Origin of the sequence: Rhodococcus jostii NBRC 16295 (assembly GCF_001894825.1) — a bacterium.
GTDB lineage: Bacteria > Actinomycetota > Actinomycetes > Mycobacteriales > Mycobacteriaceae > Rhodococcus_F > Rhodococcus_F jostii.
On record NZ_BCWY01000065.1, the window covers coordinates 19,596 to 41,321 of the forward strand.

18 protein-coding genes are annotated in these 21,726 nt (G+C 65.8%); 6 read left to right on the plus strand and 12 right to left on the minus strand.

Annotated features, from left to right (window positions below):
- Positions 1-9: 9 nt before the first annotated feature.
- The gene (locus tag RJ1_RS31630) at positions 10-1,206 is read left to right on the plus strand and encodes an acetyl-CoA C-acetyltransferase (RefSeq protein ID WP_073366443.1); all 1,197 of its coding nucleotides are present in this window, start codon (positions 10-12) and stop codon (positions 1,204-1,206) included.
- A 160-nt stretch (positions 1,207-1,366) separates the two neighbouring features.
- Here the strand turns inward: RJ1_RS31630 and RJ1_RS31635 are convergent, their stop codons facing one another.
- Both RJ1_RS31635 and RJ1_RS31640 read right to left on the minus strand, forming a co-directional pair.
- Positions 1,367-2,803, minus strand: a complete 1,437-nt coding sequence (locus RJ1_RS31635; protein WP_073366444.1) for an MFS transporter — start codon at positions 2,801-2,803, stop codon at positions 1,367-1,369.
- Positions 2,787-3,215: a MarR family winged helix-turn-helix transcriptional regulator gene (locus RJ1_RS31640; protein ID WP_073366445.1), complete on the minus strand. Its 429-nt coding sequence runs from the start codon at positions 3,213-3,215 to the stop codon at positions 2,787-2,789. The genes RJ1_RS31635 and RJ1_RS31640 overlap by 17 nt, the downstream gene beginning before the upstream one ends.
- 210 nt (positions 3,216-3,425) lie before the next feature.
- Between RJ1_RS31640 and RJ1_RS31645 the strand changes: the two genes are divergently transcribed.
- Complete coding sequence (locus RJ1_RS31645) at positions 3,426-6,692, plus strand: protein kinase domain-containing protein (protein WP_073366446.1); 3,267 nt, start codon at positions 3,426-3,428, stop codon at positions 6,690-6,692.
- Here the strand turns inward: RJ1_RS31645 and RJ1_RS31650 are convergent.
- The 8 genes from RJ1_RS31650 to RJ1_RS31685 all read right to left on the minus strand — a co-directional run bounded on the left by RJ1_RS31650 (position 6,689) and on the right by RJ1_RS31685 (position 14,156).
- Complete coding sequence (locus RJ1_RS31650; protein WP_073366447.1) at positions 6,689-6,961, minus strand: WhiB family transcriptional regulator; 273 nt, start codon at positions 6,959-6,961, stop codon at positions 6,689-6,691. The genes RJ1_RS31645 and RJ1_RS31650 overlap by 4 nt on opposite strands.
- 120 nt (positions 6,962-7,081) lie before the next feature.
- Positions 7,082-8,230 carry a CaiB/BaiF CoA transferase family protein gene (locus RJ1_RS31655; RefSeq protein WP_073366448.1) on the minus strand — a complete coding sequence of 383 codons (1,149 nt, stop codon included), beginning with the start codon at positions 8,228-8,230 and terminating at the stop codon, positions 7,082-7,084.
- A 17-nt stretch (positions 8,231-8,247) separates the two neighbouring features.
- The gene (locus RJ1_RS31660) at positions 8,248-9,471 is read right to left on the minus strand and encodes a CaiB/BaiF CoA transferase family protein (protein ID WP_073366449.1); all 1,224 of its coding nucleotides are present in this window, start codon (positions 9,469-9,471) and stop codon (positions 8,248-8,250) included.
- A 10-nt stretch (positions 9,472-9,481) separates the two neighbouring features.
- On the minus strand, positions 9,482-9,904 hold the full coding sequence (locus RJ1_RS31665) for a Zn-ribbon domain-containing OB-fold protein (RefSeq protein ID WP_005250415.1): 423 nt from the start codon (positions 9,902-9,904) through the stop codon (positions 9,482-9,484).
- 20 nt (positions 9,905-9,924) lie between these two features.
- The gene (locus RJ1_RS31670) at positions 9,925-11,136 is read right to left on the minus strand and encodes a thiolase family protein (protein WP_073366450.1); all 1,212 of its coding nucleotides are present in this window, start codon (positions 11,134-11,136) and stop codon (positions 9,925-9,927) included.
- A 2-nt stretch (positions 11,137-11,138) separates the two neighbouring features.
- Positions 11,139-11,657, minus strand: coding sequence for a MaoC/PaaZ C-terminal domain-containing protein (locus tag RJ1_RS31675; RefSeq protein WP_073366451.1), 519 nt, complete (start codon positions 11,655-11,657; stop codon positions 11,139-11,141).
- Positions 11,658-11,695: 38 nt separating this feature from the next.
- Positions 11,696-12,850: an acyl-CoA dehydrogenase family protein gene (locus tag RJ1_RS31680; protein WP_005250421.1), complete on the minus strand. Its 1,155-nt coding sequence runs from the start codon at positions 12,848-12,850 to the stop codon at positions 11,696-11,698.
- A gap of 151 nt (positions 12,851-13,001) precedes the next feature.
- A complete protein-coding gene (locus RJ1_RS31685) occupies positions 13,002-14,156 on the minus strand; it encodes a CaiB/BaiF CoA transferase family protein (protein WP_073366452.1) in 1,155 nt (384 codons plus the stop codon).
- A gap of 373 nt (positions 14,157-14,529) precedes the next feature.
- Between RJ1_RS31685 and RJ1_RS31690 the strand changes: the two genes are divergently transcribed.
- Positions 14,530-15,651 (plus strand): NDMA-dependent alcohol dehydrogenase, encoded by a 1,122-nt coding sequence (locus tag RJ1_RS31690; protein WP_073366465.1) that lies wholly within the window; start codon positions 14,530-14,532, stop codon positions 15,649-15,651.
- A 79-nt stretch (positions 15,652-15,730) separates the two neighbouring features.
- On the opposite strand, the gene RJ1_RS31695 is transcribed toward RJ1_RS31690, so the two are convergent.
- Positions 15,731-16,531, minus strand: coding sequence for an SDR family NAD(P)-dependent oxidoreductase (locus RJ1_RS31695; RefSeq protein ID WP_073366453.1), 801 nt, complete (start codon positions 16,529-16,531; stop codon positions 15,731-15,733).
- On the minus strand, positions 16,528-18,003 hold the full coding sequence (locus RJ1_RS31700) for an aldehyde dehydrogenase (RefSeq protein ID WP_073366454.1): 1,476 nt from the start codon (positions 18,001-18,003) through the stop codon (positions 16,528-16,530). Before RJ1_RS31700 ends, RJ1_RS31695 begins: the two co-directional genes overlap by 4 nt.
- 420 nt (positions 18,004-18,423) lie before the next feature.
- Between RJ1_RS31700 and RJ1_RS31705 the strand changes: the two genes are divergently transcribed.
- The 3 genes from RJ1_RS31705 to RJ1_RS31715 are packed head-to-tail and all read left to right on the plus strand — an operon-like array spanning position 18,424 to position 21,724.
- Complete coding sequence (locus RJ1_RS31705; RefSeq protein ID WP_073366466.1) at positions 18,424-19,776, plus strand: phenylacetate--CoA ligase family protein; 1,353 nt, start codon at positions 18,424-18,426, stop codon at positions 19,774-19,776.
- Positions 19,773-20,564 (plus strand): enoyl-CoA hydratase/isomerase family protein, encoded by a 792-nt coding sequence (locus RJ1_RS31710; protein ID WP_073366455.1) that lies wholly within the window; start codon positions 19,773-19,775, stop codon positions 20,562-20,564. The genes RJ1_RS31705 and RJ1_RS31710 overlap by 4 nt, the downstream gene beginning before the upstream one ends.
- On the plus strand, positions 20,561-21,724 hold the full coding sequence (locus RJ1_RS31715) for a CaiB/BaiF CoA transferase family protein (protein ID WP_073366456.1): 1,164 nt from the start codon (positions 20,561-20,563) through the stop codon (positions 21,722-21,724). The genes RJ1_RS31710 and RJ1_RS31715 overlap by 4 nt, the downstream gene beginning before the upstream one ends.
- Positions 21,725-21,726 lie beyond the last annotated feature (2 nt).

The window sequence follows — 21,726 nt, forward strand, 5'->3', positions numbered from 1 at the left end:
GGAAAGAACATGCGAAGAGCAGCACTGGTCGCCCCGGTCCGCACCGCGGTCGGCCGTTTCGGCGGCGCACTGCGTGACGTTCCGGCAGAGACGTTGGCCGCCACCGTGATCAAAGAGACCGTGGCCCGGTCGGGGATCGACCCACTCCTCATCGAGGACGTCGTGATGGGGCAGTCGTACGCCAACTCCGAGGCCCCGTGCATCGGGCGGTGGGCGGCCCTCGAAGCGGGACTGCCGATCCGCGTCGCCGGGCTCCAGACCGACCGCCGGTGCGGCACCGGACTACAGGCACTCGTGACCGCGTCGATGATGGTGCAGACCGGCGCAGCCGACGTCGTGCTCGCCGGCGGCGTCGAGTCGATGAGTAACATCGAGCACTACACCACCGGTGCCCGCTGGGGTACTCGCGCCGGGTCGCTGAACCTCTACGATCGCCTCGACCGCGGGCGGGAACGCTCCCAGCCGGAATGGCGGTTCGGGAAGATCAGCGGAATGGTCGAGACCGCCGAGAACGTCGCGTCGCGGTGCGGAATCGGCCGCGAGGAGTCGGACGCGTTCGCCGCCGAAAGCCACGCGAAGGCCCACGCCGCGTGGGAGGCAGGCAAGTTCGATGACGAGGTGATCGAGGTGAAGATCACCGACCGGAAGGGCAACGTCGCCGTCGTCTCCCGGGACGAGGGCATCCGCCCCGAAACCACGCCCGAGACGCTGGCGCGGCTGCGCAGCGCTCTCCCGGACGGCGTCGTCACCGCGGGCAACGCGAGTCAGCAGAACGACGCGGCGTCGTCGATGCTCGTCGTCGCCGAGGACCAACTCGACGAACTCGGGCTCGAGCCGCTGGGCTTCCTCACCGGGTGGGCCGCAGCCGGGTGCGAACCGGGACTGATGGGCCTCGGACCGGTCGCGGCCGCGTCGAAGCTGTTCCGCAGAACCGGCGCGAGCTTCGACGATTTCACGCTGATCGAGCTGAACGAGGCGTTCGCGTGCCAGGTGCTCGGCGTCCTGAAGGAGTGGGGTTTAGAGGATCGGGACCGACTCAACGTCAACGGGTCCGGTATCTCGCTCGGGCATCCCATCGGTGCCACCGGTGCGCGGATGACGACCACGGCCCTGCATGAATTGCGGAGGCGCGGCGGCGGCAAGGCGCTCGTCACGATGTGCATCGGCGGCGGGCAGGGAATGGCCGCCATCGTCGAGGGTGTGTAGGGCGTGTCTCCCGATCCCCATTTCGGCGCTCCTGGCGCCCAATCGTCGTCCTGCTGCGTTGTCGTCGGCGCCGATACAACCGCGGTATCGGCTTCTCCTCCGCCTTGCCGGACGACGATTGTTTCGCCAGGTGCATCCGAGAGGGATCGGGAAACACGCCCTATAGCCGACTGATACGCGCGTCCGCCGGCTCCGACGTCGGAGCCGGCGGACGCGACGTCACATTGTTGACGAGGAGCGCGACGAAGACGACCGCGCACCCGAGGGCGCCGATGGCGAGAGCCGCCCTGATCCCGGTTTCGGTGGGATGTAGGTCCGGTGCCAGGTGAGCGGCGAGCACCGCGCCAGCGATGGCGCTGCCGAACGAGCCGCCGACGGTGCGCAGCACCTGGTTGAAGCTCACGGCGCTGCCGAGTTCGGTGTCGGCGACGCTGCGGGCGATCAGGGCAGGCATTGCCGCGTACGTCATGCCCATCCCCAGTCCGAACCCGAACATTCCGATCAGGATTTCCCACAGTGCATTGTGGGCGAACCAGAGGAGTGCGCTCGAGGCCGTCACGAGGCCGGCGCCGACGAGCAACAGGGTCCGCATGCGGATCCGGTGCGAGACCGCGCGGACGAGCCGGTTCGCGCCGAAACTTGCCACCGACAGCGGGAGCATCACGAATCCGGCCCAGAACAGGGGCAGCGCGATGCCGTACCCGGTGGAGGCGGGCGACTGGGCGATGAGGCTGCCGATCGAGAGTCCGATGTACATCGCGGCGCCGAGGCCGATCGCGGTGCTGTTCGCGACGAGCACGTCACCGTTGCGCAGTACCCGGAGATTGATGAGCGGGTTGGGGGTGCGCAGTTCCACGACGCACCACAACGACAGCAGGATCGCCGCGCCGGTGAAGAACCCGATGGTCCACGGGGAGCCCCACCCCCACCGCGAGCCTTCGCTGACGGCGACGAGTAGCGACGCGAGTCCGGTACCGACCAGCAGTGCGCCCGGCACGTCGAGTGCATTCCGCGGCGCTTGCTCGTCGGGGCCCGCGGGAACGACGCGCCAGACGACCAGGATGGTGGTGATCAGGAACAGTGCCGCGAACCAGAAGGCGAAACGAAACCCGAGAAGGTCGGCGAGGATGCCGGTCAGCGGGTAGCCGAGTCCCAGACCGGTGGTCACCGTCACCGACAGGCTGGAGATGCCGTGCCGGGCCTGGTTCTCGGGGAGATACCGGCGGGCCAGGGCGATCGTCACCGGAACGATTCCGTAGGTGAGTCCCTGCAGTGCGCGCCCGATCAGGAAGACGGTGAAGTTGGGGGCTGTGGCGGCGACGATCGAACCGACGAGGATCGTCGTCAGGGAGCACAGGAGCAGGCGCTTCTTGTGGGGGCCGTCGCTGAGCCGGCCCATGATCGGCGTTGCGATCGCCCCGACCAGGAGGTTGACGGTGAGCATCCACTGCCCGGTGCTCACCTCGACGTGCATGTCCTGGGAGATCGCGGGCACCAGCAGCATGCCGAGTGAACTGACGACCGCGGTGGTCAGGGCGGCGTAGGCCAGGGCAGGCAGTAACCGGGACCGTGCGGTGGACTCAGTCGACGGGCGCATCGTCCACCAACTTGCGCAGAATCGGAACGATGGAGTCGAGGGTCTTCTTCTCCTCGACGGTCAGCCGTTCCGCGATGGCGTGTTCCAGCCACTCCAGGCCCTTGGAACGCTCCTGCGCCAGCCTCTCGCGACCGGCATCGGTGAGCTCGATCCAGATCCGGCGTCGATCCTGCTCGTCGGGGGTCCGCACGACGAGGCCGATGGTTTCGAGTTCGCGCACCGCGTTGGCGATCGCCTGGGGGCTGATCTTCTCGGCCGCAGCGAGTGTCGAGGCAGACGTTTGTCCGTGCTTCGACAGGTATGCGAGCACGCCTATTTTGCCGACGGAGATGGTTCTTCCTGTGGTGAGCTGCCGCCAGATCGGGCGCAGCGCTTCCCGCAGGACCTGCGCGGTGGCCTGTTCGGTGATCATGAGCGAAGCGTACAACTAAATTGATCAATCTAATTGACTAAATGGGAAGGCTCACACCCGCCATCGAAAGGATCGCCCGAACCGATCACCGTCAGCGATATCCTGGAGAGCACGCCATCGAAAGGTGAGTCCACGGTTGAATCTGCGCTGGTCGTGCCGTCGGGACCAGTCCGCGGGAACTCCTTGCCGACGGGGTGAGTAGACCGTCCGATGGGTGAAGGTGATCCGCTCGACACGCAGCGGTACCCGGCCTCGCCGGCCGCGGAGCTGGCAGACACCGGCTTCGACGATGCCCAGGAGATCGGTCGCGGCGGGTTCGGCGCCGTCTACCGCTGCACCCAGGTGGACCTGGATCGCACGGTGGCGGTGAAGGTGCTCACCGTCGAACTCGACGAGGAGAACCGGGCTCGCTTCTTCCGGGAGCAGCGGGCGATGGGCCGGCTGACGGGGCACCCGAACATCGTCAACATTCTGCAGGTCGGTGCCACCGACAGCGGCCGCCCGTTCATCGTGATGCCCTTCCATCCGCAGGATTCGCTGGATGCCCGGATCCGCCGTGACGGGCCGTTGCCGTTGGATCAGGCGTTGCGGCTGGGCGTGAAGATGGCGGGTGCGGTGGAGTCGGCGCACCGGCTCGGGATCCTGCATCGGGACGTCAAACCGGCGAACATTCTGCTCACCGATTACGGGGAGCCGGAGTTGACGGATTTCGGTATCGCGCACATCAGCGGCGGCTTCGAGACGGCGACCGGCGCGGTCACCGGGTCGCCGGCGTACACGGCGCCGGAGGTGCTCGCGGGTGATTCACCGAGCCCGGCGGCCGATGTGTACGGGCTCGGCGCGGTCCTGTTCAGTGCGCTGACCGGGCATGCGGCGTTCGAGCGTCGCAGCGGTGAGCAGGTGGTGGCGCAGTTTCTGCGGATCACCACCCAACCGGTGCCCGATCTGCGGGAGCACGGGATCCCCGAGGATGTGTCCGCGGTGATCGCGCGGGCGATGTCGCGGACCCCCGGTCAGCGCCCGGCTACTGCTGCCGAATTCGGGGAAGAACTGCGTACCCTGCAACGCGACCACGGCTTCCCCATTGACGAGATGGCGCTCCGCGCGGAACCAGATGTGCAGCGCAGCGACCTGCCGCCGACGTCGCGCGGCGGACGAGGCTCGCCCGCGCCCTCCACGCTCGGCACGACGGGCAGTCTCCCCCTGGAGATGACCAGTTTCGTCGGCCGCCGGCACGAGCTGACCGAGGCGAAGAACCTGCTGGGCGGATCCCGGTTGGTGACGTTGACCGGGATCGGGGGTGTGGGGAAGACGCGGCTGGCAATGCGGGTAGCGTCCGCTGTGCAGCGCGAGTACGACGACGGTGTGCGCCTGGTCGAGTTGGGCGAACTGCGCGACGAGTCGTCGCTGGTCGATGCGGTGGCAGCCGGGGTCGGGGTGCGGGACTACTCAGCGAGACCGTTGCACGAGGTCCTCCTGGAGCACCTGGCGGTACAGGAACTGCTGTTGGTCCTCGACAATTGCGAGCAGGTAGTGGACGCGGTCGCAGAATTCGCCGGTCCGTTGCTGCGGGTGTGTCCGCGGTTGCGGATTCTGGCCACCAGCCGCGAACCCCTCGGTATCGCTGGGGAGGCGGTGTTGCGGGTCCCGCCGCTGACCGTCCCCGATCCCGAGCGGAAGCCCTCGCTGCGGGGGTTGCCCAAATACGATGCGGTGACGTTGTTCGCCGAACGCGCTGCCGCCGCTGTTCCCGGTTTCGCGCTCACCGAGGACAACGCGGGGGCAGTGGCGGAGATCTGCCACCGCCTCGACGGTTTGCCGCTGCCGATCGAGTTGGCGGCGGCCCGGTTACGGGCGATGTCACCCGAGCAGATCCTCGAGCGGCTGACCGACCGCTACACCCTGCTGACCCGCGGCAACAGGGGTGCGCCGACGCGGCAACAGACGCTGCGGTTGTGCATCGACTGGAGTTTCGAGTTGTGCACCGCCGGTGAGCAACTGGTGTGGGGTCGGGTGGCGGTCTTCGCGGGAAGTTTCGAACTCGATGCGGCGGAACAGGTGTGCGGCGCGGGCCTGGCACCGGATGAGCTGCTCGACACGCTGACCTCGTTGGTGGAGAAGTCGATCCTGATCCGGGAGGAATCTGGGTCGGTGGTGCGGTTCCGGATTCTCGAGACCCTCCGCGAATACGGTTACGAGAAACTCGAGCAGACCGGTGAGGCTGTGGCGTTGCGTCGACGGCACCGGGACTGGTACGAGGCGTTGGCGCTCGCCGCGGAGGCCGAGTGGATCAGCGCCCGCCAACTCGACTGGATCGCCCGCCTGAAACGGGAACACGCGAATCTGCGTGAGGCCCTCGAGTTCAGCGTCGATGACGACCCCGCCGCCGGTCTGCGCATCGCTGTGGCACTGTTCCTGTTCTGGAGCTCCCAGGGCCTCTACAACGAGGGGCGACGGTGGTACGACCAGCTGCTCGCCCGCCAGAGCGGCCCGCCCACCCTGGATTCGATCAAGGCGCTCTACAGCCACAGCGTAATGGCTTTCGCTCAAGGCGACCTTCAGGCCGCGGCAGCACTCGTCGAGGAGGCGCGGACTCGCACCACCGACACGAGTGATCCCCTCCTGCGCGCCTACGTCGACTGCGCCGACGGCATGCTGGCCCTCTACAGCGGTGATCTCGCGCGAGCGTGCTCGCAACTGGACATCGCCCTCGCCGAGTTCACCGAACGCGGAGATCGACTGCTCCAGGTAGCCATCCTGTATCCGTTAGGCCTGGCGCATGGACTGTCAGGCCGGACGGACCAGGCGATCGAGTGCCACGAACGTGCGATCGCGATCACGGAACGATACGGCGAGACGATGTATCGATCGCATTCGCTGTGGGCCTTGGGAATTGCCGTCTGGCAGCAGGGCGATGCAGATCGTTCGATGCAGCTTCTCGAACAATCACTGGAGCTGGCCAAGCAGGTGCGCAGCCCCCGGGTCGCTGCAGCCTGCCTCGAGGCGCTGGCCTGGATCAGCTTCGAACGTCGCGATGCACTCCGGGCTGCAGTTCTGATGGGAGCCGCGGACGGGCTGGCGCGGTCGATCGGCAGTACTGCGGTCATACATACCAATCTGATACTTCGCCACGAGGAATGCGCCGAGAATGCCCGGAAGGAACTCGGGGACAGGGCATTCGGAGTCGCCCACCGCAAGGGCGAACAACTCGGGTTCAACGATGCCATCGCGTACGCCCTCCACGAGCAACCGGCCGGCACTCCCGCGCGAGACACTGAGCCATCGACACGACTGACCAAGCGGGAACGCCAAGTCGCCGACCTGATCGCCGAAGGCCTGACCAATCAGGCCATCGCCGACCGCCTGGTGATCTCGCCTCGCACCGCACAAGGACACGTGGAGCACATCCTGGCCAAACTGGGCTTCACCTCCCGAACACAAGTCGCGGCCTGGGTCGTGGAGCGGACGCACGATTAGGTGTGCCATCGACTCCACTTGCGGGCGGCGCGAAGCTCGTTCGGGTTCAGGCCACCCCAGATTCCGTGTTGCTCTCCGAAATGGATCGCGCTTGTGCGGCATTCGCTGATCACCGGACATGCGCGGCATATCGCCTTCGCCGCCTGCTCCTGACGGCGTGAACAATGGCGATTGTCTTCGCCATCCGCATAGAAGACGGCGATGTCCATGCCGCGGCACCGCGCCTGTAGTCGCCAATCGTCACGATCGACTGGTGATGCGAGTGTCATGATTCAGCGTGTTTTCTGCTCGTCATAACCGAAAGCGTGTACATCCGCGATCCGGACGGAAATCTCATCGAGCCTGTCGAGGTACGAGACAAGCACATCGACGGGCAGCTGAGATCTCCGTCAGGGACGAACCTTCAGTACCTCCGGAAGTTGGTCGTTGTCCGCCCCGATGTCGCGGGCGGCATGCAGGGGCGGCGGACGGTGGCCGTCGAACGACAGAGGCAGACCGACCAGTCCGATCTCGTCCTCGGACGGCGAGCCGACGATCCCGAGCGCGTGGGTGTGCTCGTGGGCGAGGACTTCGGCGGTGGTCTGGATCGGTGCCGACGGGATGCCGGCACCCTGCAGCAGTTCCTGCCAGTGGGCGCGTGTTTCCTTCCCCAGTTGCTCACCGATCAGCCGGTCGATCTCGGCCCGGTTCTGCAACCGTCCCGCGTTGGTGGCGAACCGGTCGTCGGTCGACCACTCCGGGTGTCCGAGTGCCGCACACAGGCGAGCGAACAGCGCATCGTTGGCGCAACTGACGATCAAATCGCCGTCGCTGGTCGAGTACGCGCGGTGCGGGACGATGAAAGCGACCCCCGAGCCGTGCCTGCCACCGGGTTCGCCGTCGGCGTTGTAGTTCGCGACGCCGATCGACATCCATGCCATGGCAGTCTCGAGGAGCGACGCGTTGACCGTCGCACCGGAGTGTTTCACCTGACGGCGGTGCAGCGCCGACAGGATGCCGATCACCGCCCACATCGCGGACCCGAAGTCGATGATGGACACCCCTGCCCGTACCGGGGGCTGTCCCTCCTCACCCGTGATGCTCATGATTCCGGAGAACGCCTGCATCAGCGGGTCGTATCCGGGGAGCGTGTTCAGCGGGCCCACGTGTCCGAACGCGCCGATCTCGCAGTAGATCAACTCCGGCTTCGTCACCCGGAGGCTGTCGGCGTCCAGACCGTATTTCGCGCTGGAACCCGGCCGGAGGTTGTGGATGAAGACGTCGGCGCGTTCGGCGATCAGCGTGTGCAGCGTCTTCAGCTGGTCTCGATCCTTGATATCGATGCTGATGCAGCGCTTGCCGCGATTGAGCGCATGGAAGGCGGCACCGCTGCCCTTCCAGGTGCTGGGTCCCCAGCCACGGGCGGAGTCGCCCGACGGGCGCTCCACCTTCCACACCTCGGCGCCGAGTTCCGCGAGGATCTTCCCACTGAACGGTGCCGAGGCACTGTCGCCCAGCTCGACCACGACAACTCCCGATAACGGCAGATCACGCAGCATCGTCTTACTCCTCTTGGTCAGTTGACCGTGTGTGCGGCGCGCACTTCGGGTGAGTACGTGGCGCCGGAACTCAACAGCTCATTGATTTCATCTCGGTCGAAACCCGCCTCGGTGAGCAACTCCACGGAATGTTCGCCGAGACGCGGCGCCGGGTACCGCAGGTCCGGCGCGCTCTCACTCCACTGCTGCGGAATCGCCATCGTCCGCAGCGGTCCCTCTGAGGGGTGGTCCTGGTCGACGAAGAAGCCGACCTCTCGCATGTGCGGATCATCCAGCAACGATTCCGGGGTGTTCATCTCGATGACCGGAATATCCGCGTCGGTCAGAAGCTTCATCCACTCCGCGGTCGTCTTCGTCTCGAACACCTGCCCCAGGAAGTTGTACAGGATTCCGATGTTCTGGGTCCGTCCGTTGATGTCGGCGAAACGCGGATCGTCCACCATCTCCGGGTGTCCGGAAATCTCGAAGAAACGCTGCCAGTGCTTGTCGATGTAGACGTTCACCCCGAGGTAGCCGCCGTCGAGCGTCCGATACGGGCGGCGGTCCGGGTTCATCATCCGCCCGTACCCCCAATCGCCGATCGGCGGATCGAAGGTGTGCCCGTACAGGTGATCACCCATGACGAAGTGCGTGAACGTCTCGAACATCGGCACCTGGACTTCCTGTCCGACGCCGGTCTTCTCGCGCCGGAACAGTGCCATCGACACGGCCGTGCTCGCGGCCATGCCGACGACGCGGTCCGCGATCGCGGTGGCCACGTACGCCGGTGGACCCGACTTGCGGCTCTGGAGTACCGGCATACCGACCGCCGCCTGGATCAGGTCGTCGTATGCCGGCCGGTCGGCGTAGGGGCCGTTCTGACCGAAACCGTAAGCGCCGCAGTAGATGATCCGTGGATTGATCGCGCGCGCCTCCTCGTAGCTCAGCCCCAGCCTGGCCATGGCCTTCGGCCGCAGGCTGTACAGCAGCACGTCCGCGGAACGGATCATGCGCTTGAGTGCGGCGGCACCCCCGTCGGTCTTGAGATCGAGGACGAGGCTGCGCTTGTTGCGGTTGAGGTGCAGAAAGATCGCGCTCATCCCGCGGTTGCGGTACGGCCCGACACCGCGCGTCGTGTCGCCATCGCGTGACTCGATCTTCCAGACGTCTGCGCCCATGTCGGCGAGCAGGAGCGACCCGTACGGGCCCATGAAGTTCGATGTCAGGTCCAGGATGCGCACACCCTCCAACGGTCCGGTCATGTCACTGCTCCTACTGGTGGTCCGTCATGGTGAATACGGGGAGTTTCTGCTCCCCGCGCTGTACAAAGCGCATCGTGACCGGTTTTCCGATCGCGATCGCGTCCGGTTCGCCGTCGATCTGTGCGAACAGGGTGTAGCCGTCGTCCATCTGCACGAAGCCGACCGTGTACGGCACGATCGTGGACCAGACGGGTGTCGGTCCGCGCATGATCGTGCTGTACGAGTAAATCGTCCCGCTCCCGGTCGACTGTGTCCACGACAATGCCGCGGATCCGCAGTACGGACAGAACGAGTGCGCCGGCCACACCGCCTCCTCGCAGTCTCCGCAACGCTGGAATGTCAGTCGCTCGTCGGTGAGCGCCTCCCAGTACGGCTCGGCGTCGAGGAGTCGATACGGCTGCGGCCAGTCGTTCGATACGTGCGTGTCGGTCATGCTGTGCTCCATTTCGTGGTTCATGCAGCGGAGGACAGGACCATGACGCTGCCGGCTGCGAGCATTCCGCCGGCACCCTGGACCAGCGCGGTATCCGGCCGGCGTGCGGGCGCGAGCCCGAGCGGTTTCCCGCGCAGTTGCCGGACTGCCTCGACCAGGCTGTCCATGTTGCAGGAGATGCCGGGCTGACCGAACGACAGCCAGCCACCGTTCGTGTCGGTGGGCAGGTCGCCGTCTATTCCGGTGTGCCCACCCCGGTAGAGGTCGATTCCGCGGCCCTTCTCGGCGAAGCCGAGGTCCTCCATGATGATCGGGCCCATGTGCGCGAAGTTCATCGAGATCTGTGCCATGTCGATGTCGGATGGGCCGAGCCCCGACGTCAGGTACGCCTGCCGTGCGGCCTCGACCGTCGCCGTGTGCGTCAGGTTGGGGAACGCACCCATGTCCGGGAACTTGCAACTGCGCATGTTCATGCGGTCGGTCAGATATTCGTGTGTCGATGCCGAACCGTAGCCGAGGACGTAGATCGGATCCTGGCCTTCTCGAACGTTGTCGGGCGAGGTGACGATCAGGGCGCCCCCGGTGCCGCCGCCCCAGGTAGAGCACATCCACCGCCGCAGCGGCGTCGCGACGTACGGGGACGACAGCACCTTCTCGCGGTCGATCTCACCGAACTTCGCCTTCGCTGCATGCGGATGGTGTGCGCCCCAGCGCTGGTTCGCGACGGCGACGTCCGCGAGATCCTCTTCGGTGATCCCGAACTCGTGGAAGTAACGGTGAGCGGCCTGCGCGTAGAGGGCCGGGATCGTCGGTCCGTAGGGGGCCTCGAACTGAGGATCCGCGTCCGCCTCCGCGCCCATCGCCACGGCGTCGACGAACAACTCCGTCGCATCGCTCTGCAGGCACAGCACGTACTCGGCCTTGCCCGCGGCGATCATCTGCGACGCGACGGCGATCGTCGAAGTGAGCCCTGCACCGTGCATCGTGAGCTCACTCGAGAACGTCACGTGCATCTGCATGTGTGAGGCGAAGATGTTGTTCCACTGCGAGCGCTTGTCCGCCCACGGGGAGCGTCCGGTGAAGATCGCATCCACCTGGTTCTTGTGGATGCCGGCATCGGCAAGTGCTGCGATGGTGGATTCCGCTGCGAGTTGCAGCGGATCTTTTCGGTTCTCACGCGATGCATACGCATCGCCCATGCCGACGATCGCTGCGATGGGTTTCGACGACATACTCAGTCCTTCGCGCGCTCGGTGGGCAGCGACGCGCCGACCAGGGCCTCGAGATCCTCGCGCTTGCGCAGCATCAGCAGGCTCCATTCGCTCTTCTGGCACACGTCGCCGTCCTGGTTGAGCGCCTTCATCAGCAGGGTGATGACGCCGTACTTGTCGTCCTTGTCCTTCTTGGCGAGGACCTCGGCGGTGACGTAGATGGTGTCGTTGATGTGCACCGGAGTGAGATACCGGAGGTTGTTGATCCCGTGGTTCGCCTGGATCGGCGGACCGAAGGTGATCAGGCCGGTCATGATGGAGTAGGTCAGCGACCCCTGCACCAGGCGCTCACCGAAACGGGTCTGCGACGCGTAGTGGATGTTCGAGTGGATCTCGATCCAGTTGCCGGTCAGCGCGCAGTAGTTGACCACGTCGGTCTCGGTGATGGTGCGACCACCGCTGCGAAAGACTGTGCCGACCTCGATCTCGTCGAGCGGCATGTCGATGCGGTTGTTGATGGTGGCGGGATTCGTCGTTGTCATCGCTGCTTCCTTGGGACGTGATGGTGATCGGGGCAGATTCAGGCGTTGGTCAGGCGCATCGACTTGGCGATGATCGTGCGCTGAATCTGCGACGTTCCGCCGCCGATCGTGCACTGGATGCTCTCGCGCAGGTAGCGCTCCATGTCGGCCTCGGGGAGGTTGGCGTACCCACCGAGAATCTGCATACCGTCGAGCGCACACTGCTTGAGGGTCTCCGACGCGTACAGCTTGGCCATCGAGGTCTCACGGGCGGCGGGACGATCCTGCGCCTTCAACTGGGCGGCGCGGTAGCAGAGCAGCCGCGCGGCGTCGACACGTGTCTGATTCTCGGCCAGCATGTGCTTGAGCACCTGGAACTCGTAGATCGGCTTGCCGAACTGGATGCGCTGGTGCGCATAGCGGTTGGCGTTGTTGACCGCTTCCTGCGCGTTGCCCATGTAGGCCGCAGCGACCGCGCAGCGCTCCAGTTCGAGGTGCTCGGTGATGACCTTCCAACCCTCGCCCTCGGCGCCGAGCAGCGCGTCACCGGGCACCCGCACCTCGTCGAGGAAGATCTCGGTGGTGCCGGTCGCGTGCCGCGACAGAGTCGGCAGCTTGCGGATGTCCAGGCCCGGAGTGTCATTCGGAATCAGCAGCACGGACAAACCCTTGTGCTTATCGCTGGTGTCGGTCCGCACCAGCATCGCGATGACGGTGTCCTTCGCGGCGGCGCCACTGCACCACAGCTTCTGTCCGCTGACGATCCAGTCTCCATTGTCGTCACGGCGGGCGCGGGTCTTGGTGTTGGCGGCGTCCGAACCGGCATCGGGCTCGGAGATCGACACCGAGAAGCGGATCTGCCCGTCGATGAACGGCTTGACGTACTGCCGCTTCTGCTCGGGCGTTCCGTACTTGATGATGTTCATCGCCGTGAACGTCGGCACCAGCACCGAACACGCGAAGTCGAAACCGAACTTACCGAGCCCCTCGGCCATCAGCGAGTAGTCGAAGATGTCGCCGCCCGAACCGCCCTCCTCCTCGGGGAACAGGATGCCGAGCCAGCCCTGCTTGGCGATCTTCTCGTACGCCTCGTACGGGTACAGGCGATTCTCGTCGCAATTCCGGACATACTCGACGGTGATTTCGTTGTCCATGAAGTCGTTGACGACGTCGAGCCACGCGGCCTGGGATTCGTCGAGGAAATTCGAGTTCATAATTCTTCTCTCCAGATCGGAAGGAATGGTGCCCGCGTTTTCGGTTGCACCGCTTGAATAAATGTTAGAACTGCGTGACTGCCGAACCTAGTGATTCTTTTCGAATCCGCGATTCGACGAATGCGAATCGTGTTCGCGGCAGCGCAACAGATCAGGTGATTGCCCCCGCCGCGCGGAGCGAAGCGAGTTGCTCGGCGGTGAAACCCCAGTCGCCGAGAACGTCGTCGGTGTGCTGTCCGGGCGCAGCCGGGGGGCCCTGGATCGCGCCCGGAGTCCGGCTGAACCGCGGCGCCGGAGCCGGCTGCACTACACCGGCGACCTCCGTGAACGTGCCACGCGCAACGAGGTGCCCGTGCCGCGGCGCTTCGGTCAACGACAGTACCGGCGCCCAGCACGCGTCCTCGCCCTCGGCGAGGGCGCACCATTCGTCGCGGGTGCGGGTCCGGAACAGCGCAGCGAGCCGTTCCTGCATCTCCGGCCAGCGGGTCCGGTCGTGCTGATCCGGCATCTCGGTCTCGTTCAATCCGAGAAGTCGAAGTGTGTTGCGCCAGAACCGATCCTCGTTGCACGCCACGCTCAACCAACGTCCATCCGAGGTCTCGTACACGTTGTACCAGGGTGCGCCCGAATCGAGCCGATTGGTTCCACGCTCGTCGTGCCAGTACCCGGCGGCGTGAAGGCCGTAGAACAGGGCCATCAACGACGCCGACCCGTCCACCATCGCCGCATCGATCACTTGGCCACGACCGGACAGCCGACTCTCGAGAAGCGCCGAGACCACTCCCAATGCCAGATACAGCGAACCGCCACCGAAGTCACCGGCAAGATTCAGCGGTAACGTCGGTGGCCCATCCTTGGCGCCGATGGCATGGAGGACGCCGGTCAGCGAGATGTAATTGGCGTCGTGCCCCGCGGCCTGCGCCAGCGGTCCGTCCTGACCCCACCCCGTCATCCGCCCGTACACCAGCGCGGGATTCACTGCGAGACAGTCGTCCGGGCCGATCCCCAACTTCTCCGCCACACCGGGCCGAAATCCCTCCACGAGCACGTCGGCCCGCCGCACGAGGTCGAGGACCGCCCCGACTGCCGCCTCGTTCTTCAGATCCATTGCTGCACTGCGACGCCCGCGATTGAGAAGATTGAAGCGTGGATCCACCGGCGCGCCGCCGTCGTAGCCGGGCGGCCGGTCGATCCGGATGATGTCCGCCCCCAGGTCGGACAGGAGCATGCAGCAGAACGGAACCGGTCCGACTCCACCCAGTTCGACGATCTTGATGCCCGCGAGGGGGCCCCTGGAATTTTCCATGACTTTCTGGCTCCAATCGAATACTTCCGAGCGTATCCGGCCCTATTGGCACTGCCAATTGAAGAATCGCGAAGCGGCGATTCGAACGGCCCGAATCGCATCGATGCCGATTTTCTGCATCCATTCTCGCTATTGACGGCCTCGACCGGAGACAGGCAATATAACCGGAGTCGTCTTCGGCACAGTGTCACCGGTGCGGTGACCCCCACGTGCAGCTACGGTGCCCCGCGTTCGGCGCTCCGAAAACTGGACGCTGTTCCCGGATCGTCCGAATGCCGCCGTCCACCAGCCAAGCTTCGTCACCGAGGAGTGCAACAGTCATTTGGAAATGCAGATATCGCAGGGTTACCCACGGTTGTGGGGAGATGCGACCGTGCTGACGCGGGGAGGGGTTCTTCGGCAGTCGCCAGGTGAGTACGAGGTCGTCGAGTTGGAGGTCGATGACCCCCGGCCCGGCGAGATCCGCGTCAAGATGGTGGCCAGCGGCCTGTGCCACTCGGACGACCACTTCGCGACCGGAGACCAGCAACCCGGGATCCTGCCGATCGCAGGCGGCCACGAAGGTTCCGGCATCGTCGAAGCAGTCGGACCGTGCACCACAGGCTTCGCCGAAGGCGACCACGTGGTCTTCTCCTTCCTCCCGGTCTGCGGACGCTGCCGCTGGTGCGCCACCGGTCATCAAAATCTTTGCGACCTCGGCCGCTTTCTCGCCACCGGCGCCCGCTTCGACGACCCCACCTCGTTCCGCCTTTCGCTCGACGGCACACCAGTCGGGCAGCTCGCCGGCCTCGGCACGTTCTGCGAATACGTCACCGTCTCCACCGCCTCGGCGATCAAGATCGATCCGACGATCCCCCTGGACGTCGCGTGTCTGACCGGGTGCAGCGTGGGGACCGGGTGGGGTGCGGCGGTCAACTCCGCACAGATCAGGCCGGGGCACGTTGTCATCGTGATGGGCATCGGCGGGATCGGGATCAATGCCGTCCAGGGTGCCGCACACGCCGGGGCAGGCGCGGTCATCGCCGTCGATCCGGTCGAGTTCAAACGCGAAAGCGCCCTGAAGCTCGGAGCCACCCACTCCGCCGCGGGTATCGAAGAGGCCACAGAATTCGCCCGGTCGATGACCAACGGTCAGGGCGCGGACGCCACCATTGTCACCGTCGGCGTTACCAGCGGACGTCACGTGGGACAGGGCCTGCAGTCCGTCCGCAAGGCCGGCACCTGTGTGGTGGTCGGGCTCGGTGACGTCGCAGTTAAACACGGGGACATCAACCTGCACGAGCTGGTCCTGTACCAGAAGCGTCTGCAGGGTTCCCTGTTCGGCGCCAGTTCCCCCACCGCGGACATCCCGGCCCAGCTCGAGATGTACCAGCGCGGGCAACTGCGCCTCGACGAGTTGGTCACCAGCCGCTACACCCTCGACGACATCACCACGGGATTCGACGACATGAAAGCCGGCCGAAACCTGCGCGGCGTCATCGTCCACGACGCCTGATCATCCGAGTGTTCCCGCAACAGCACGCGGGGCGGAGCGCATCACCGCTCCGCCCCGCCCGCTCTCAGGGGAATTCGTATCAGTGAATGGTCAAGCCGCCGGTGGGGCTGACAACGGCTCCCGTGAGGTACTGCGCATCGTCGGACGCCAGGAAGGTCACCACGTCGCCGATGTCCTGGGGCGCGGCGACTCCCAGCGGGCTGCGTTCGATGATCTTCTCGTATTGCTTTCGGTGATGGTCGGATACGCCATCTTCGCGCTGGAAGGCCGCCTCCCATGACGGCGAATCGCGGACCACGGTCACACACACGCAGTTCACCCGGATCCGATGTCTCGCCAATTCCTTGGACAGCACTTTGCTCGCCATGATCACTCCGCCGGAGAAGGTGGCGATCGCGGTCTGTCCCGGCGTCGGCACCCGACCGCCCTCCGACGTGACGAAGACGACGCTTCCGCCGCCTCGCTCCCGCATGTAGGGAACAGTCGACTGCACCACAAGGAGTTTCGCCGCCACCGCCTGCCCGATGAAGTCCGTGACGCGCTCGATATCGATGTCGGCGAAAGGCCCGCGGACGTCGGTCGAGCGAGCTTCGTCGTCGTTGCCTCCGGCATTGGGCACCACGATGTCGATACCGCCGAAGCGGCGAGCGGCTTCCGCTGTGACGGCGTTCATGTCGCTCTTCGAGCGGACATCGCCGGCGACGAAGCCGCCGGCGCCGCCCAGACGTTCGATGTCCGCGAGGACCGACTCGGCCTTGCGTTCGTCCCTGCCGTTGAGTACGACCGTTGCACCGCGCCCAGCCAGCCGCAGAGCGACTCCTTTGCCGATTCCGCCGGTACCGCCGGTGACGACGGCGACCTTGCCTTGGAGGTTGTTCATCGCACTATCTCTTCGGGGACCACGAAGTCGCGGGGAAGACCTACCGATTTGAGTTCGGTGTATGCGTCGAATCCTTCGGGCCCCAGTTCCCGGCCGATACCGCTGTTCTTGAACCCGCCGACGGGAGCCGACAGCCCGACCGGGTTGCCGTTGATCTCCACCGTTCCGGTTCGGATCCGTGCAGCCAGATCTACGGCGTGCTGTACGTCTGCCGTGAAGATCGATCCGTTCAGCCCGTACTGCGAGTCGTTGGCGATCGCAATCGCGTGGTCTTCGTCGTCGTACTCGAGAATCGACAGCACCGGCCCGAAGATCTCCTCGCGGGCAATCTCCATCGACGACTCGACATTCGTGAAGATGGTCGGTTCGACGAACCACCCGCTATCCAATCCCCGGGGGCGCCCACCGCCGAGCGCGATCCCGGCCCCGGAGCCGCGTCCCGATCGGATGAGGGCCTCCACGCGTTGGCGTTGTTGGGCCGTCACCAGCGGTCCGAACTCCGTCGATGGATCGGACGGGTCGCCGACCGGCATCTTCTCGGTCACCGCCACCAGCGCGTCAATCAGGTCTTTCGCGCGTGTACGCGAGACGACGACGCGCGACTTGGAACTGCACACCTGGCCGGTGTTGCGGAAGGCGCCGGCGCGGAGAGACTCGACGGTCGCGTCGAGATCGGCGTCGTCGAGGACGATCGCGGCCGACTTTCCACCGAGTTCGAGCGTCACGCGGCGTACCGCCTCGCCGCACAGGGCGCCGATCCGTCGACCGGCGCCCGTCGACCCGGTGAACGAGACCTTGTCGACCCCGAGATGTGTCACCAGATGCTCGCTGACATCACGGTGTGCTGGAACGACGTTGACGACGCCGGCCGGAATCCCGGCCCTGTCGATCAAGTCCGCCAGGAGATACGCGTCCAATGGGGTTTCGGGGGAGGGTTTGAGCACGACGGTGCAGCCGGTGAGCAGCGCAGGTGCGAGCTTCATCATCGTGACCAGGTGTGGGGCATTCCACGGGACGACGGCGGCCACCACACCAACCGGTTCGCGTGTGACTCGGGCGCGCCCTGTCGCGGACTCACGGACGACGTCGAATGGATACTCGAACGCGAGATCGATCGAGGCGTCCAGGATCAATCGTGGTCGCGCCGCCTGAATTGCGTGCGATTGCGTTATCGGGCAGCCCATCTCCGCGGTCACCAGCTCTGCCATCACAGTTTCGTTAGCGGCGAGTAGTTCACTCAGGTGTCGCAGAATCTCGACCCGCTCGCCGAGCGTCATCCGCGGCCAGGGACCCTGATCGAAGGCCGTGCGCGCGGCCGTCACCGCGTCGTCGACGTCGGCGTTCGCGGCCGCCGGAACCCGAGCGATCTCCTGCTCGGTGAACGGCGACACGACGGAGATCACCTCATCCGTCGACGGCGCCACCCAATTACCGCCGATGTAGAACCGATCGTAATTGCCATGCCACACCATGTAATCTCTCCAGTACTTCGCCGACAATGCGGGTTGGAAATTTCTGCGCGATACCCATTACTTACAAGTCGATTGGTCATCACCGAAGTCGATGACGACCAATTTATCGCGATGTGCTTGCCGTTCCAATTGAAATTTTGCGAAGCGTCGATTCGGGAGACGTGAAGTGAGACCAAATTCTTCTAGGGCAACGTATTTCGATCCATGGGGTGGTTGCAGGCATATGGACATCGTCGATTTCGAGGCTATACTCCGAATCGGCGTCACTGCCGGTGCGAGTGCTTCTCGGCAACCAGCTCGATTTTCACATACTCCTCGACGACACGCCGTCACGTATTCGTGATCGGATATCGAAGTCCGGGGGAATGCGCGGAGTTCGAAGTGGCGCTCACTCATTCACCGGACGAGAAGGAAGACGTCATGGCATCAGGTCCTTTCTCGGCGCACTACTGGAGTGCGGTCGAGGCTATTTCACCCAAGGACGCGCGGGCGGTCCAGAGCGAGCGGCTGAAGGAGCAACTCGCCTACCTGGCCGCCCACAGCGCGTTCTACCGCGCGAAGTTCGCCGAGCACGGAGTCGACGTCACGAAGGTCAGGACGGTAGAGGACCTGGCGGGTCTGCCGTTCACGGAGAAGCAGGAATTGCGGGACAGCCTGACCGCGGCGCCGCCGCTCGGAAACCATGTCGCGGCCGACCAGGCCGACATCGTGCAGATCCAGGCGTCCTCCGGTACCACCGGCAGCCCTTCCTACGTCGGGTTGACGCGGAGCGACATCGACGTGTGGTGCGACCTGGGGGCGCGGGCGCTGTACGCCAACGGCTTCCGCCCCGGCGACCGGCTGTTGCACGGGTTCGGAATGAGCAAGGGATTCGTCGGCGGCATCCCGGTGGTGCAGATGGCCCAGTACATGGGCATCGTCGACATCCCGATCGGTGCCGAGGCCGGCGCCGACCGGCTGCTGCGCGTGCAGGCCGATCAACGGCCGAGTGCCCTGATCGGAACGCCGAACTTCCTGGCTCACCTCGCCGAACAGGCACCGTCGATCGTGGGCCTGCCCGCTCACGAACTCGGGGTGCGCGCCATCAGCGTGGGCGGTGAGCCCGGCGGGGGACTGCCCGCGGTGCGGAACAAGCTCGAGACCCTGTGGGGTGCCACCTCGCGGGAGATGCTGGGCGGCACCGATATCGCGTGCATCTACTGGGGTGAGTGCGAGGCCGGCGACGGCATGCACTTCCTCTCGCCGGATCTGATGGTGGCCGAGCTGATCGACCCCGACACCGACGAGCTGATCGAACCGGTCGAGGGCGCGCAGGGAGAACTCGTCTACACGGCCCTGCGTCGCCAGGCCTCACCGCTGCTTCGCTTCCGCACCCGCGACCACGTGGTGGTCACGGGGACCGACTGCGCGTGCGGCCGCACCGGGTACAAGGTTCGCTGCATCGGCCGAACCGACGACATGCTCATCGTCCGCGGGATCAATCTCTTCCCGTCCGCGGTCAAACAGCTCGTGTCCGAGCTGGCGCCCGCCGCCACCGGGGAGATGCGCATCCGCGCAGACTTCGAGGGCCACTCCACCCAGCGTCCACTTCCCCTGGTCGTCGAGCACGCCGACGGCCTGACCGCCGAGCAGCAGTCCGAACTGCGCACCACCATCGAGCAGCGAGTCCGCTCGGCGCTCAACGTAAAAACGGTCGTCGACCTCGTCCCCGACGGAACCCTGAAGCGCCCCGACCACGTGAAGGTCGCCCTGATCGAACGAGTGAACTCATGAGGACCTACGAAGAGTTTCCGACCCTGGCAATCGACCGCCCGTCCGACCACGTCCTGCGCATCGTGCTCGACGGGCCCGACCTGCATGCCGTCGGCCCGGACATGCACCGCGACCTGGCCGACGTGTGGACGGCGATCGACCGCGACGACTCCGTCCGCGCCGTACTCATCCGCGGCGCCGGCAATCGCGCCTTCTCCGCAGGGGGAAGCTTCGACCTGGTGGAGTCGATGGTGGAGGACTGGCAGGTGCGTACCCGCATCCTCCGGGAGGCCCGCGACCTCGTGCGCAACCTCATTGAATGCTCGAAGCCGATCGTCTCCGCCGTCAACGGTCCCGCGGTGGGAGCGGGACTGGTCGCCGCGCTCCTCGCGGATGTGTCCGTTGCCGGTCGGCGCGCGAAGATCGTCGACGGCCACGTCCGCCTCGGGGTCGCCGCCGGCGACCACGCGGCCATCTGCTGGCCGATGCTGTGCGGAATGGCGAAAGCCAAGTACCACCTGCTGATGAACGAAGTCCTCACCGGTGAGGAAGCGGAGCGCATCGGCCTCGTTTCCCTCTGCGTCGACGACGACCAGGTGCAGAGTCGCGCCCTGGAAATCGCCACCACGCTGGCCGCCGGCGCACCGAGCGCGCTGCAGTGGACCAAACACGCCCTGAACAACTGGTACCGGCAGGCGATGCCGATCTTCGACACATCCCTCGGGCTCGAGTTCTACGGATTCGGCGGACCGGAAGTCGTCGAGGGCGTCGCCGCCCACCGCGAGAAGCGCGCACCGAGGTTCGCATGAACGCGCCACTCGCCGGTGTCACCGTCGTCAGCCTCGAACAGGCCATCTCCGCTCCGCTGTGCACCCGGCATCTCGCCGACCTCGGCGCCCGGGTGATCAAGATCGAAAACCCCAAAGGCGGCGACAGCACCCGCCACTACGACGGCGTCGTGCGCGGGATGGCCGCCCACTTCGTCTGGCTGAACCACGGCAAGGAATCGGCCGCCCTCGACCTCACCGACCCCACCGACCTCGAGGTGTTCACCGGACTCCTCGATCGCGCCGACGTCCTGGTCAGCAACCTCGCACCCGGTGCGTTGGGCCGGCTGGGGCTGGCACCCGACACTCTCGCCGACACTTACCCCCGTCTCGTGGTGGTCGACATCTCCGGGTACGGGACGGGCGGCGTGCTCGACGACAAGCGCGCGTACGACCTGCTCGTGCAGGCCGAGGCTGGGTCCTGCTCGATCACCGGCTGGCCGGGACAGCCGGTGAAATCCGGGATTCCGATCGCCGACGTCGGCACCGCCCTGTACGCATATTCGGCGGTGCTCGCCGCACTGTACGACCGCAAGTCCACCGGCCGGGGCGCCGTCATCCCCATTGCGATGTTCGATGTCGTGGCAGAGATGATGGGGTTCGCGCTCAACCAGGTCGTCCACGCCGGCACCGAACCGCAGCCGGTGGGCATGGGGTCACCGATGATCGCCCCGTACGGGGTGTTCGACACGGCGGACGGGCAGACCGCAGTCCTCGGTACCACCAGCGACCGCGAGTGGCGCAGACTTGCCACCGACCTGCTGGAGCGCCCTGACCTCGCCGACGACCCGCGTTACGCCCGCAATGCCGACCGGGTCACACGGCGGGCCGAGCTCGACGAACTGCTCGGTGACTGGTGCCGGCAACGCACGCTCGCCGATATCCAGTCGCTGGCTGACCGGGTGGGTATCGGCAACGCCCGCCTCAATACGGTGAGGGAACTCGCGACTCACCCTCAGCTCGCCGAACGTGGCCGCTGGCGTGATGTCGGGTCGCCCGTGGGCCCGGTACCGGCGCTCGAGCCGCCCGCCATGGCGCTCGATTGGGCTATCCGCGCCGGTGCCGTTCCCGCTCTCGGCGAGCACACCGCAGCACTGCGCGCCGAGGTTCTGGACGCGCGGACGAACCCGACGGTGGGCTGATC

Excerpts from the sequence above, each read along its gene's own strand:
- RJ1_RS31630 (WP_073366443.1), top strand. The coding sequence starts at position 10 with ATGCGAAGAGCAGCACTGGTCGCCCCGGTCCGCACCGCGGTCGGCCGT.
- RJ1_RS31635 (WP_073366444.1), bottom strand. The coding sequence starts at position 2,803 with ATGCGCCCGTCGACTGAGTCCACCGCACGGTCCCGGTTACTGCCTGCC.
- RJ1_RS31640 (WP_073366445.1), bottom strand. The coding sequence starts at position 3,215 with ATGATCACCGAACAGGCCACCGCGCAGGTCCTGCGGGAAGCGCTGCGC.
- RJ1_RS31645 (WP_073366446.1), top strand. The coding sequence starts at position 3,426 with ATGGGTGAAGGTGATCCGCTCGACACGCAGCGGTACCCGGCCTCGCCG.
- RJ1_RS31650 (WP_073366447.1), bottom strand. The coding sequence starts at position 6,961 with ATGACACTCGCATCACCAGTCGATCGTGACGATTGGCGACTACAGGCG.
- RJ1_RS31655 (WP_073366448.1), bottom strand. The coding sequence starts at position 8,230 with ATGCTGCGTGATCTGCCGTTATCGGGAGTTGTCGTGGTCGAGCTGGGC.
- RJ1_RS31660 (WP_073366449.1), bottom strand. The coding sequence starts at position 9,471 with ATGACCGGACCGTTGGAGGGTGTGCGCATCCTGGACCTGACATCGAAC.
- RJ1_RS31665 (WP_005250415.1), bottom strand. The coding sequence starts at position 9,904 with ATGACCGACACGCACGTATCGAACGACTGGCCGCAGCCGTATCGACTC.
- RJ1_RS31670 (WP_073366450.1), bottom strand. The coding sequence starts at position 11,136 with ATGTCGTCGAAACCCATCGCAGCGATCGTCGGCATGGGCGATGCGTAT.
- RJ1_RS31675 (WP_073366451.1), bottom strand. The coding sequence starts at position 11,657 with ATGACAACGACGAATCCCGCCACCATCAACAACCGCATCGACATGCCG.
- RJ1_RS31680 (WP_005250421.1), bottom strand. The coding sequence starts at position 12,850 with ATGAACTCGAATTTCCTCGACGAATCCCAGGCCGCGTGGCTCGACGTC.
- RJ1_RS31685 (WP_073366452.1), bottom strand. The coding sequence starts at position 14,156 with ATGGAAAATTCCAGGGGCCCCCTCGCGGGCATCAAGATCGTCGAACTG.
- RJ1_RS31695 (WP_073366453.1), bottom strand. The coding sequence starts at position 16,531 with ATGAACAACCTCCAAGGCAAGGTCGCCGTCGTCACCGGCGGTACCGGC.
- RJ1_RS31700 (WP_073366454.1), bottom strand. The coding sequence starts at position 18,003 with ATGGTGTGGCATGGCAATTACGATCGGTTCTACATCGGCGGTAATTGG.
- RJ1_RS31705 (WP_073366466.1), top strand. The coding sequence starts at position 18,424 with ATGGCATCAGGTCCTTTCTCGGCGCACTACTGGAGTGCGGTCGAGGCT.
- RJ1_RS31710 (WP_073366455.1), top strand. The coding sequence starts at position 19,773 with ATGAGGACCTACGAAGAGTTTCCGACCCTGGCAATCGACCGCCCGTCC.
- RJ1_RS31715 (WP_073366456.1), top strand. The coding sequence starts at position 20,561 with ATGAACGCGCCACTCGCCGGTGTCACCGTCGTCAGCCTCGAACAGGCC.